This window comes from Parasporobacterium paucivorans DSM 15970 (assembly GCF_900141895.1).
Classification (GTDB): domain Bacteria; phylum Bacillota; class Clostridia; order Lachnospirales; family Lachnospiraceae; genus Parasporobacterium; species Parasporobacterium paucivorans.
Genome location: NZ_FQYT01000012.1, coordinates 34,623 through 46,855 on the forward strand (window position 1 = coordinate 34,623; position 12,233 = coordinate 46,855).

The following is a 12,233-nucleotide window of genomic DNA, read 5'->3' on the forward strand; positions in this document are numbered from 1 at the left end:
GAATCCAACCCATTTTTTCAGGCGCATTCCTTATATCCTATAACCCAAATCGTCTGAACAGCCAGTATTTAATGAAATCAACACCAAACATAAATAACAGCGTGATTCCCAATATAATGGAGACTTGATAAATAAACAGGCCCGGAACAAAAACGCCGAAGCTCCCTAGTAACGCGAAACCAATTATGGTCAATATATTAACCAGGAGCAGTTTTTTATTCGGCGCAGACGACCAGAAATGTTTCCTTTCCCTTACAATCAATATTCTGAATTGAGTGTTGAATACGAGGCTCAGCATCACGAGGGTTTGAATTTTATCAAATTGCAGATGGAAATATTTAAGACCGATGAATATGATCAATAAATCTTCAAGAGAAAAAAATATGCCCAGAATCAATGAGGATAAAGTTATATTTTTAATATTCCATTTATTAGGTGAAGCAGTTGACTGTACATTGTCAGTGGAAATTGCCATAGTTACAAAGTCATTGGCAAACACCAACAGGGACATTCCCAAAAGGGAAATGACAATGTCGTGCAGCCAGAAGAATCCGACGGAAAATAAAACTACAACTTCTACAACCTTCGTTATTTTGTTTATAACCCAGGTCAGCATGCGCTGGTAAGTTTTTCTGCTGATTTTCACTGCATCGATTATTTCACTCAATCCTGGCTGGGTCAAAACAATGCTTGCAGATGCCCTCGCTACGTCGGTGGCTTCACTGACAGCGGTTCCGAGATCTGCCTGTTTCAATGCGGGCGAATCATTGACGCCGTCCCCTGTCATTCCAACTACATGTCCATTATCTTGCAGCATTTTTACAATTTTATATTTATCCTCGGGATACACTTCAGCAAAACCATCACTTCTTTCAATAAACTGCAGCTGTTCTTTATTACCCAGAATGTCCAGATCTCCAATTCGGTGAATCTGATTTCCTATGCCAACCTGTATGGCAATCTCCTGTGCAATGGCGGTGCTATCGCCGGTAAGCATCAGGATTTTTATCCCGAGATTTTTTATCTCCGCTATCATGCTTTTCGAATCTTCCCTTGGTGGATCGGCTATTGCCAGGAAGCCTGCAAAATTTAACTGCTCACCGCTGCCCGACTCCGATACCGCAACCGCAATTGTCCTGGAGCCTTTTTCAGAGAATCCCTTTATAACATTGTCTGCCCGTTCTGAAACAATATCATCAATATCCCCGCATAATTCCATGATTGTCTGGGCGGCACCTTTTACGATTCTGATATTCTTTCCATTGAGTTTCACGACCGCCTCCGTTTTCTTGCTTTCAGGGTTGAATGGAATATAGGTTCTTTTCTCATATCCGCTGAAGTCCATATTGATGGATTTTGAATAATTAATAATGGAAAGGTCTATGGCATCCATCCCTTCTTCTTGTGAGGCCAAGGCAGCCATTTTGATGACGTCTTCTTTATTAAACTTTCCAAATGCAGCGCTGTCTACAACAGATAATTTATTTTGCGTTATCGTTCCTGTTTTATCAAAACAAAAGATATCAATTGAAGCTGCATCTTCTATTGAATCCAACCTGGTTACAAGAACCCCCTTTTTCGAAAGCTCCCGCGCTCCCATTGCCTGAACGATTGTCAGTACTGCCGGAAGAGCCACTGGTATGGCTCCGATTAGAAAAATCACAATAAAAGAAAGAATAAACAAAATCTCTTTCTGAAGATGAATGGCATAAACAGAAACTATGATGGACGCGGCTAACCCCAAATACATCATGTATTTGACAATTTTAAGCATCAATTCTTCCTGCTTTGATTTTGGCCTGGCTATTTTCACGAGCTCAACGGTTTTACCAAAATACGTACTCGAACCGGTATTGACCACTACACCTTTAGCTTTCCCACGTTTCACAATCGAACTTGAGAAAACAATATCTGACAGATGCGAGTCTTTCGGCATGGATTCACCGGTTAAAGCTGACTCATCAACTGATACATCTCCGCTGATGATATACACATCCGCCGGAACAAGATTTCCGAGCTTGATTTGTATCACATCTCCTGGGACAAGCTCTTTTGCTTCTAATAAAATCCCTTTGCCATCACGTAATACTTCTGCGTTTATTTCCAGTTTCTTTTTAAGCAGTCCTACGGCCTTTTGCGAGTTTTGGGATTGTACGTACCCAATAACTGCGTTTACGGTCAGCAATATAAAGATGATCCAGCTCTCGGTGTAATGCTTTAATATCACAGTGAGTACAATTGCAAATTCCAGCAGCCAAGGCATTGGTCCCCAATAACGCTTAAAGAACCCAAGAAACGGATTCCTCTTGGGTTCTTTAATTTCATTATATCCAAATGTCTTGATACGTTGCTCTGCCTCTTCTGATGAAAGCCCAGCTGGCGTTGTCTCTAAAATTCCCATTGCCTCATCCGATGACATTTTCTTATATTCAGAAGTGCTCCGAAGCTCCAAGTGCATTCCCCCCCATTCAAATGGATCCGGACAACCTGTAGGTGTCCCGGGCAATCATCCGTTCCTCATCCGTGGGTATGACCATAACCTTTATCCGGGAATTCGGTCCGGTTATATCTGCCATTTCTCCCTGAACCCGGTTCTTGTCTCTGTCGATGGAAATTCCCAGCCAGTCCATTTCCTCGCAGATTTTTTCACGGATTTCAAACCGGTTTTCACCAACACCCGCAGTGAATACCAGGCAATCACATCCGTTCATCTTTGCGATATAATTCCCGATATAGCCTTTAACCCGCAGGATGTATATTTCAATTGCCATACGGGCTTCTTCACTGCCGCCCTCCGCAGCGGTCACCAGATCCCGCATATCGGCGGAAATACCGGAAATGCCCAGCAAACCGGACTTTTTATTTAAATAGTCATTTATTCCGTCTGTATCCAGACCCATTCTGTCCATGAGATACGTTACAATCGCAGGGTCCACATCCCCGCAGCGGGTGCCCATTACAAGCCCCTCCAGCGGGGTAAGTCCCATGGAGGTATCCTCCACCTTCCCTCCACATATTGCCGTGATGCTTGCTCCGTTTCCGAGATGGGCAGAGATTATCCTGCAATCCTCATAAGGTTTGTCCAGAAGTCTGGCTGCCTCATGGGAAACATAGTCATGGGAAGTGCCATGGAAACCATATCGTCTGATCTTGTACTTTTCATATGCCTCCATAGGCAGGGCATACAGAAAATGTTCAGGTCCCATTGTCTGGTGAAAAGCCGTATCAAAGACAGCGACCTGCGGAATTCCTGGCATGGAATCCTGACAGGCTTCAATCCCGGCCAAATTGGCCGGGTTGTGTGCCGGTGCAAGCTCAAAGCAATCCCGTATGGCCTGAATTGTTTCCTGCCCAATTACAGCAGATTCCTTGAAGCGTTCTCCTCCGTGAACCACCCTGTGTCCAACCGCCTTGATTTCCTCCAGCCTGTGCACCACTCCCTGTTCCGGGCTGACAAGGATATCCAAAATCATTTCCAGACCGATCGCATGGTTCTGAACATCCACTCTGATCTCAATCTTTTCATTTCCAATCTTCTCATGCCGAAATACCGTTCCCGCAATCCCGATCCGGTCCACGATTCCTTTACATAGCACGGACTCCTGAGGCATACTGAAAACCTGATATTTGATGGATGAGCTTCCTGTATTTATTATTAATATTTTCATTTCAATATTCCTAGTCAAACATTGGCAGGTATGCGATAAATGTACAGTCGTGGCAGGTTGCCATGGTCTTGCTGCCGTCCGGAGAATCCATTATGGTCATTCTGGTCAGTTTTTTTCGTTTGTCCCAGCAGCGGATACAGAACGGACCATCCATGTCGCCGTTTTCCTTTTCTATGAAATAGCAGTTGTTTTTTACAATGAGGCTGTCGTAAATTTTCTGGTCCTTCTGAAGCTTTTTGATCTGTTCTTTCAGTGCCTTGTTTTCTTCCACCAGTTCCTGATATTTCTTTTCAAGCGAGTTGTCCATTTTTAGTTCCCCCTTTTTTGTCTATACTTTGATTATAGACTTTTTGTCACCTTAAAGCAACTAAAAGCCCCGCCTACAGGCGAAGCTTTTTTCTTGTTTTTTCCCATATATTGTTTTGGAAATACCGATAGGCCGAATCATATACAAACAGGAGAACCTGTCCCGCCAGCCAGAAGCCAGCCAGCAGCCAAAATTTGATTTCTCCCGCGAAAAAAAGTTTCGGAAAAAACACTAGCATAGGGATATACATGATGTTAAAGGCCGCATACTTAATAATCCAGAGGATTTTTTTCCTATTCCTGACGGCCGGTGCGGCAGACAGCCGGTCAAAGGCAAACTCCGAAATCAGGATGTACAGCCCCAGTACCGAATATGTAATGCAATACAGTTTATTGGGGGCAATCAGGAAACACAGGATTACACTGGCCAGATAAAAAGCAAGTCCGATCCGGATATTGTTTTCCCGGATGGCAATTCCAGTACAAAAAGCGGCTGCAGCCATCAGAAAAAAGGTGCTGGTTTCAATCACTCCGCCCAGAATCACCAGCAATACCGAAATTGCCAGCAATAGACCCAATAAAGCCATCTTTTTTGCATTTACATACATGAGCAGAGGTCTCCTCCCATACACTCACACAAGGAATCCGCACACCAAAGGTCGCAGCACAGGTTGCCAGTTCCCATTCCACCGCCCATATTTGTCCGTGTACCCTGGTATCTTTGTGTCTGCCATTCAATCTGGTTCAATAATGTGACATACTCCCTGTTATTTGGTTCCATGTTCACTGCCTGCCTGGCATGGTCCAGAGCAATCATATTATTTCCCACGCCCGCATTGGCAACCGCACTGTAGTAATACCATTTTCCTCCCCGGTTTGCGATTCCGGTAAGCACATTGAGAGCCTCCCTGTAGCGTCGGGCATTCAGGTAATTGGCAACAGCATTTAAATGTGTGTCTTCTTCCGCAGTACTGCCGGAATAGGACGCCTGACCATAAGAGGCTGCGCCGCTCCCGCCATAGGAGCCATTCTCTCTGTCCTTCATGACCTGATCGTACGCTTCCTGGACTTCCTTGAATTTTTCCTCTGCCAGATCGGAAAGGGGATTATTGGCATAGGAATCCGGATGGTATTTCCTGCTTAATTCTCTGTATGCTTTTTTAATTTCATCATTAGAAGCGCTTGGCGAAATACCTAACACCTCATATGGATTTGCTATCATTTAACTGTTCCTTCCTTTTATCCTTTAATTTGGACCATACTCCAACGTACAATACGTTTCGTAAAATGTCGATGTCCACCAGACAGGGGAGTTTTTCAAATTCTCTCGTCGCCTCTGCCATCATCATGGTCAGCATATCCTCGCATTTCTCTTCAAAATCATCTTCATCCCGAATTGAAATCAGCGGATTGTAGCTATTATTTTTTATATCCTTTTCCAGATCGTCATATGCATCCAGGAGATATATGAATTTACCAAGATAAAATCCTGTCTTCCTGAGATTTTCTTCCCACATATCCTGACGATATACAAATATTTCAGCCATAAGTTCGCCGAAACACCGGGACACTATATCAAGATTCGTTTCCCCTTTTTCCTCAGATTCCCGCAGTCTGTCGAGGGATTCCCGGATCACTCCGCATTGTCGTGGATATTTACTGTTTATTTTCTGGAAATCCTTTTTCAGAATTTTTGCTCCCGCCAGACCTGCCAGACTTTTTTCATCCTGCCAATCATCCAGCAGGTGGTAATATGTCAGGGCGATATTCATGTCCGCCACGTATTCTGTTATCTCATTGCAGAGAGTATCATGCGGTTTTACAGGATGACGGATGCATCTATCCCGGGTCTGCTGCATCTGGGTCTCATACAGGGAGTTGAGCAGAACAATCAGAAATGTCATATCATAAGACAGTGTCATCTGACCCGCCCGCCCATATTTTTCATGCAGGATTTTGCACAGCCCGCAATAATAGGCTTTATACTTATAAAAATCCTTCATCTTAAGTTCAGGACCATAAACATTTACGTAACCGAACATATTTCCTCCCGGCTATACCACAATTGAACCAGTATATCATATTTTTCTAATAATTCAAACAATCAAATCCCTGACCACTTCCGATGCAATAATCAGCCCCGCTGCCGGCGGCACGAAAGACGTGCTCCCAGGGACGGCTCTTCGCATAGTGCGGGCACTTTCACCTTCTTTAACTTCCGGAATATCCGCCGGCCTGATGGGATTTTCCCTGGAATAGACAACCTTCAGGCGGTCGATGCCACGTTTTTTCAGTTCTCTCCGCATAACCTTGGCCAGAGGGCAAACGGAAGTCGAATATATATCAGCCACCTCCAGCCTGGTAGGATCCAGTTTGTTCCCTGTACCCATGCAGCTGATTACAGGCACATTCTTGGCCTTAGCCTGAAGGATGATTTCCAGTTTAGCCGTGACGGTATCCACTGCATCCACTACATAATCATATTGCGCAAAGTCAAATTCTCCGGCGATTTCCGGCAAAAAAAAGCAATTATGTATCTCGACCTGCGCCTGGGGATTGATATCAAGAATTCTCTGCTTCATGGCTTCTGTCTTCTGACAGCCTATAGTCTTTGTTGTGGCAATAATCTGTCTGTTCAGGTTGGAGGTGCAGACTACGTCATCATCAATCAGATCGAATTTTCCGACACCGCACCGGGCCAGAGCTTCCACAACTTGTCCTCCGACTCCGCCGATGCCAAATACCGCCACCTTAGAGTTCGATAGTATATTCATTGCTTCTTTTCCCAGAAGCCGTTCCGTCCGGATAAATTGTTCCGTCATTCTGTGGCAGACCACCCTTCTTCCTTGTCATAGTCGTCAAGAAAACTATGTTTTACGCCATTTTGCTTATATGCAATGATTGTATTCAAATTTACATTTTCCACGCTTTTAAAGATATTCCCCTCCAAAAAGGGGTTTGTTTTGTGCAACTCTCTTATCAGGTTCTTTATTTCAAGCCTCTTGGAGTCACTGCTTCCATCGTCAGAAAGCTCTGTCTCTTCGGTGAATCGACAGGCGCACTGGAGAAAATCCAGATCATTATATTTTTTCCAATGAATGATATCCTCTTCCCGGATGAGATACATAGGACGAATCAGTTCCATCCCCTCAAAATTAGAGCTGTGGAGCTTCGGCATCATGGTCTGTATCTGAGCCCCGTACATCATTCCCATCAGGATGGTTTCGATTACATCATCATAATGATGTCCCAGGGCAATCTTGTTGCAGCCTAAATCCTGCGCGTTTTTGTAAAGGTGTCCTCTTCGCATTCTTGCGCACAGATAGCAGGGAGATTTCTCTATATCAACAACAGAATCAAATATCTCCGTCTCAAACACATGAATTGGGATACCCAGCGTTTTGGCGTTGCTCATTATCAGTTCCCTGTTTTCTTTATTATATCCGGGATCCATGACCATGAATTTTATGTCAAATTCAAATTTATTATGCCTTTTCAGCTCCTGAAAGAGCTTCGCCATCAGCATGGAGTCCTTGCCCCCTGAAATGCAGACTGCTACGCAGTCACCTTCTTTCAGCATTTCATATGTATTGATTGCCTTGGTGAATTTGCACCAAATCCGTTTATGAAATTTCTTACGTATGCTCGCTTCAATTCCTTCTAATCTTTCCATGGTAATCCTTCCGGTATATAATCAGTTTGAATCCTGTATTCTTTCCCGCTCTGCGTCCAGCATTTCCTGCAGGGCTTCATCGCTCACATCTATCCATATATCCTCTTCTTCTGCGTTGAGGCCCAGGAATTTCGCCAGCGTCCGTGTATCATCGCTATTATTCCATTCGCTTACAAATCTGTGTATCTCATCGAACTCTATCTTTCCAGACATATATTGTTCCTTAAAATTCATGTTCAATCCTCCATTCTGATTTCCGTTAGCTTTCATTATAACAAAAATACTGTAACATAAAGCTACAATATTTTAAATTCACACTTATTTAACATTTTCAGCGGATGGTCCCGGAGGGTTCAGCAAAAACAGCAGAAGCCCGGCAGCCAGAAAGGACATGCAGCCCCCGAAAATAAATGGAACGCGTGCTCCGAATGTTGTCCATAAAATCCCGGCGATTACACTGGCAGGGAGAAGTGCAATAGAGACGATTGTAGAATGAAGTCCCAGCATCGTGCCTTTCAGATTTTTTGGTGCGGCTTCTGAAATGAACGCCCTTTCAACTCCGGCAATCATGGCTGTATATACTCCATAAAGTATAAACAAGGCTATCATAAAAGATTTACCGGTGACTATCGCAAAACCAAAGTACACGATTCCAAACACTATGTAGCCGGCCACCAGAACCCTCTTCCTTCCTACTTTATCGGATCTTTTTCCTGCCGGTATCGCCAGAGCAGAGGCGGAAATATTATAAATAAAGTAAAGCAGTATAACCGATGCATCACTAAACCCGACACTTTTTGCCCGCAGCAGAAGAAATGTATTGGAGGAATTTCCCAGTGTGAACAAAAAGGCCGCTACAAGATATAATTTCAGCCTGCCATCCAGATTTTTTATATTTTTCCAAAAGGGTTCTCTCTCCATCGGCGGACAGATCACTTTTTTTTCTTTTATTTTCAGGAACATCACAAGGCTGAGAACTGCCGGGATGATGGAAATCGCAAAAATCTGTTTGTATTCAACGGCTCCGACCGTGTTCCTCATCAGGAGCCAGGCAATCAGGATTCCCAGGGCAGATCCCGCCATATCGAGCGATTTGTGAATTCCAAACACTTTTCCGGCTGACCCTTCCTGGGCGCACTCGCTGACCATTACATCCCGCGGTGCCGTCCTGATGCCTTTTCCAATCCGGTCGATAGCCCTTGCACCCAGAATTCCAGACCAGGAACCTGCCAGTATTAATACAAGTTTATACAAAATTCCCGTGGAATAGCCGATAAAGGCAACCGGCTTTTTCTTTTTGTATCTGTCGGTGAAATAACCGCTGAAAACTTTAAGAAGGCTTGCCAGACTCTCCGCAATTCCTTCAATAATCCCAATCAGTACCGGAGTTGCACCAAACGCTGCGGTCAGATAGAGTGGAATGATCGGATAGACCATTTCCGCGCTGATATCTGCAAAAAAACTGACCAGGCCTAAATATATTACGTTCATTTTATCTCCTTGAATCTTCCGCATGTAACCCTGCGGTTTTTGTAGTCTGCAAAAAGGCTAAGCGAATCTTCATCGTCATGTTCATATACCAGAATTATTTCACTGAAATTCTCTAAATCCGGCAAAATTCTAGCAAGTACAGATTCCTCTCCATTCCAGAAATCTTTATTGAATATAGGTTTTCTGTCAGATTTCGCATCCATGATTGCCGTATAAAACATACCCGTCTCCACCAGGTCCTGGAACATATGGCTTCCGAATGACAGTTCCGGTAAAAACCCGATTTCCGCATCGGCATATTCACATAGTATGCTGAAATTGGATATATCCGAAAACGAAACGCATAGCCCCAAATCCGGCGAGGATGTTCCCAAACGTCCAGGGCTGATAAGCATCACTTTTTTTCCACTGTCTTTATAATACTCATTAATGCGGCCTACAATCCGTGCAAATATACTTTTCTGATTATAAGGGCACGCGTGGTAAGCCTTCGAATCAATTAACACCACCGCGTCCACTTCTGAACCGGCTGTATTTCCCATAAAAAGATCATCCACCTGGAACAGAATTCTGTCGGAAGTGATTTCCGGGACATCCTGGTGTGCGGCCGCCTGCCAGACCTGAAGCGGACGGCATTGTAGCAGATTTACAATGTATTCCCCATCTTCCCTGAAATTAATAGTAAATTCCGTATCGACAGGATTCTCGTAGTGTTCCTGCAGTACTTCCAGAATTCTTCTCATCATCTCCATCAGTTTCTTTCTTTTTACCACACCCTGGCAGGAAATGAACTGCACCGGCCTGTATTGTCCTCTGTCGCGCAGGGCTCTTTCGGCCGAGAAATCATGTTCGCTTATTATATCCGTATACCATTTGGGAAGTTTTCCCAGGAGATCATAGGCATCTGCCTCTGTCTTATTGTTTGCTTTTGTATCAATAAGGTCCAGCTTGTGCTGGGAAAACCGGTGCTTCTCATCCTCTCCCACAAGAGTTGTACTTTCCGGTTTGTCCAGGTTCACCAACCGCGGATAATCCGTTCCGGTCCGGTCCACCGCTTTCGTGCCCAGTCCTGCCACAAGCCGCAAAAGTCCCGCGTCCGCGCTGAGCTCTTCGCTCCACCTGTATATGCTGTACGAGAATCCGACGCCCGCAACACAGGGCATGTAGCATTCACCAAACTTCGTCCCACTGACGCGCTGGACCAGTATGGCCATCTGCTCATCAGCCTGCTGCATTCCTCTTTTTCGCCGGTATTCCAGAGCAGACCGGTCCATGGTGCTTGCATAGACCCGACGCACTGCATTTTCAAAGTTCTCCAGTCTTTCTTCCGGATTTCCTCCATTTGCACAGAATACTGATTCATATTTTCCCGCAAATGCATTTCCAAATCCATCTTCCAGAAAACTGCTTGAACGGACAATAATGGGGATCTGTCCGAAATATTCCAGCATCCTTCGAAACTGGACCCGGATTGTCTCCGGAAATGACGACTGCAGCAGAGCTTGCCTCAACTCCTCCGCTTTTTCAAAATAATATTTTTCATCTCTCTGCTTAATTCTCATTTCCCAGAGCCCATTCTCAACAATGTATGAGTAGAATACATCCGTGCCAATGTAATAGGAATCATGCGGTTCAATATAATTGGCATATTCCGGCAGATAATTTTCGGTCATTTTCCTGGCCAGCAGCATTCCACAGGCTTTCCCACCTATGGTGCCTGTCCCGATGAGCCTGTCTTTCACATGAAAGAAGTCTTCTGGTGAAAATTCTTTTTTTATCATGGATGCCATCTTCAGGTCGTGGGTCATCATACTGCGGCTTATTTTATTCAGGGTCCATTCCGTTATCGTCCCTCCGTAATAGGCAGCCTTTGCCTCCCGGAAGAAACGGTCGTAACTGTCCATATTCAGTTCTTCGTCCCCATTGTGTTCCTGCTGCAGCAGACGAAAATATACTGATAAATCCACACTGTTGGTCAGGGATTCAAATTCATCTTGGTCACTCATTTTGTGCGGAAGATACATCTCGGAGGAATATCGGTTCCATACTTTTATAGGGTGCAGATACAGGTTGTTTTCTATTGAATAAAGATCCAGAAGCAGCTGGGTGGTTTCCTGAATGCGGGCGATTGTGGCGTAATCATGGTGCCCCCTCAGTACAGGGAACCAGGCCACCGTATCCAGCCTGAAAAGGTATGGGCAGGTCACGCAGAAAAAATTACCCATCATAAGGTCTGTAGACCAGGTCACCTGCAGGTCTGACAAACAATCGAATACATAGAAGGCACCGCAGCCTTCCTGTTCAATTATTTTGTGTACCTCAACCGTAAAGGACTCAAAACCGCTGTTTGCGTTCAGTTCATAAACCTTTAACCCCTCCTGTTTTTCCAGCAAAGGAGCATGCTTGGCAAAGCGGATGTAGCTGACGCTTTTTTTATCCTGTATGGCTTGCCGGACATACTTCTGCGCCATTATTTTGAAGGCCTCCAGGGACGATACCTGTATGACTACGTTATCTCCCAACCGGATATTGTCCAAAAGCTTATCCATGCTTGGATTTCCAGATTTGATTCGTTCAAACGTTCCCACCGCTTTTCCTCCCGTTATGGGGGTCAGACCCCCTGTTCATAAGTTTAATGATTCTTGGCCGGTTATACCTTTGGGCAATGATGCAGGGTAGATTTACTGCCAGAGAATACACCAGCATAATTGGAACCACGTACCCGGGGGTGAATAAGCCAAATACCCAGAAAGGCATGATTGCCAGCAGGTGTGTCGCTTCGCCCCGACAGGATTCTGTCAGAAACTTCTCCATACCAGCCTGCGAAAAATCCTTCATTTTCTTTTTTTCATATCCACGCTTCATATATTTCCCACCATCCGGCAGGCGTTTTTTCCAGAGGTTCACTTTAAAAACCCGCCTGTATATTTCCCCATCAGCCTCCCATTTGCGGCTTTTGTACAGGAAGGAGGTGTGGCGGAAATATCGGTCGGGAATCCGAAGGCAGATGTACGCAGCCAGACGCTGAAAGAAGGCCCATAATATAAAGCATAGTAATATCGCCCCCGGCGGGGGAAGATGGATAATCTGCATTT

The 12,233-nt window shown here is 44.7% G+C and carries 11 protein-coding genes and 1 pseudogene; all 12 read right to left on the reverse strand.

Features of this window, described 5'->3' with window-relative positions:
* Nucleotides 1–37: 37 nt before the first annotated feature.
* Nucleotides 38–2,452: a plasma-membrane proton-efflux P-type ATPase gene (locus BUA79_RS06625; RefSeq protein WP_330389207.1), complete on the reverse strand. Its 2,415-nt coding sequence runs from the start codon at nucleotides 2,450–2,452 to the stop codon at nucleotides 38–40.
* Between the two features lie 16 nt (nucleotides 2,453–2,468).
* Nucleotides 2,469–3,668, reverse strand: coding sequence for an acetate/propionate family kinase (locus tag BUA79_RS06630; protein ID WP_073993588.1), 1,200 nt, complete (start codon nucleotides 3,666–3,668; stop codon nucleotides 2,469–2,471).
* A gap of 10 nt (nucleotides 3,669–3,678) precedes the next feature.
* Nucleotides 3,679–3,975 carry an FtsB/FtsL family cell division protein gene (locus tag BUA79_RS06635; RefSeq protein ID WP_073993589.1) on the reverse strand — a complete coding sequence of 99 codons (297 nt, stop codon included), beginning with the start codon at nucleotides 3,973–3,975 and terminating at the stop codon, nucleotides 3,679–3,681.
* 73 nt (nucleotides 3,976–4,048) lie between these two features.
* Entirely contained in the window at nucleotides 4,049–4,582 is a 534-nt protein-coding gene (locus BUA79_RS06640; RefSeq protein ID WP_073993590.1) for a hypothetical protein, read from the reverse strand.
* Nucleotides 4,573–5,196 (reverse strand): J domain-containing protein, encoded by a 624-nt coding sequence (locus tag BUA79_RS06645; RefSeq protein WP_073993591.1) that lies wholly within the window; start codon nucleotides 5,194–5,196, stop codon nucleotides 4,573–4,575. The genes BUA79_RS06640 and BUA79_RS06645 overlap by 10 nt, the downstream gene beginning before the upstream one ends.
* Nucleotides 5,177–6,016 carry a DUF5685 family protein gene (locus BUA79_RS06650; protein ID WP_073993592.1) on the reverse strand — a complete coding sequence of 280 codons (840 nt, stop codon included), beginning with the start codon at nucleotides 6,014–6,016 and terminating at the stop codon, nucleotides 5,177–5,179. The genes BUA79_RS06645 and BUA79_RS06650 overlap by 20 nt, the downstream gene beginning before the upstream one ends.
* Before the next feature lie 54 nt (nucleotides 6,017–6,070).
* A complete protein-coding gene (locus BUA79_RS06655; RefSeq protein WP_073993593.1) occupies nucleotides 6,071–6,796 on the reverse strand; it encodes a tRNA threonylcarbamoyladenosine dehydratase in 726 nt (241 codons plus the stop codon).
* Nucleotides 6,793–7,635: pseudogene (locus BUA79_RS06660) on the reverse strand (tRNA 2-thiocytidine biosynthesis TtcA family protein); the annotation flags it as partial. The pseudogene BUA79_RS06660 and the gene BUA79_RS06655, both read right to left, overlap by 4 nt.
* Nucleotides 7,636–7,668: 33 nt before the next feature.
* Nucleotides 7,669–7,881: a hypothetical protein gene (locus tag BUA79_RS06665; RefSeq protein ID WP_073993594.1), complete on the reverse strand. Its 213-nt coding sequence runs from the start codon at nucleotides 7,879–7,881 to the stop codon at nucleotides 7,669–7,671.
* A gap of 84 nt (nucleotides 7,882–7,965) precedes the next feature.
* Nucleotides 7,966–9,138, reverse strand: a complete 1,173-nt coding sequence (locus BUA79_RS06670) for an MFS transporter (protein WP_207647325.1) — start codon at nucleotides 9,136–9,138, stop codon at nucleotides 7,966–7,968.
* A complete protein-coding gene (locus BUA79_RS06675) occupies nucleotides 9,135–11,726 on the reverse strand; it encodes a PEP/pyruvate-binding domain-containing protein (RefSeq protein WP_094757347.1) in 2,592 nt (863 codons plus the stop codon). The genes BUA79_RS06670 and BUA79_RS06675 overlap by 4 nt, the downstream gene beginning before the upstream one ends.
* Nucleotides 11,713–12,231 carry a glycosyl-4,4'-diaponeurosporenoate acyltransferase CrtO family protein gene (locus tag BUA79_RS06680; protein WP_073993596.1) on the reverse strand — a complete coding sequence of 173 codons (519 nt, stop codon included), beginning with the start codon at nucleotides 12,229–12,231 and terminating at the stop codon, nucleotides 11,713–11,715. The genes BUA79_RS06675 and BUA79_RS06680 overlap by 14 nt, the downstream gene beginning before the upstream one ends.
* Nucleotides 12,232–12,233: the final 2 nt, after the last annotated feature.

What these genes read in the sequence shown, in the direction of transcription:
- BUA79_RS06665 (WP_073993594.1), bottom strand. Translation starts at nt 7,881, where the DNA reads ATGAATTTTAAGGAACAATATATGTCTGGAAAGATAGAGTTCGATGAG.
- BUA79_RS06655 (WP_073993593.1), bottom strand. Translation starts at nt 6,796, where the DNA reads ATGACGGAACAATTTATCCGGACGGAACGGCTTCTGGGAAAAGAAGCA.
- BUA79_RS06630 (WP_073993588.1), bottom strand. Translation starts at nt 3,668, where the DNA reads ATGAAAATATTAATAATAAATACAGGAAGCTCATCCATCAAATATCAG.
- BUA79_RS06650 (WP_073993592.1), bottom strand. Translation starts at nt 6,016, where the DNA reads ATGTTCGGTTACGTAAATGTTTATGGTCCTGAACTTAAGATGAAGGAT.
- BUA79_RS06645 (WP_073993591.1), bottom strand. Translation starts at nt 5,196, where the DNA reads ATGATAGCAAATCCATATGAGGTGTTAGGTATTTCGCCAAGCGCTTCT.
- BUA79_RS06640 (WP_073993590.1), bottom strand. Translation starts at nt 4,582, where the DNA reads ATGTATGTAAATGCAAAAAAGATGGCTTTATTGGGTCTATTGCTGGCA.
- BUA79_RS06680 (WP_073993596.1), bottom strand. Translation starts at nt 12,231, where the DNA reads ATGCAGATTATCCATCTTCCCCCGCCGGGGGCGATATTACTATGCTTT.
- BUA79_RS06635 (WP_073993589.1), bottom strand. Translation starts at nt 3,975, where the DNA reads ATGGACAACTCGCTTGAAAAGAAATATCAGGAACTGGTGGAAGAAAAC.
- BUA79_RS06670 (WP_207647325.1), bottom strand. Translation starts at nt 9,138, where the DNA reads ATGAACGTAATATATTTAGGCCTGGTCAGTTTTTTTGCAGATATCAGC.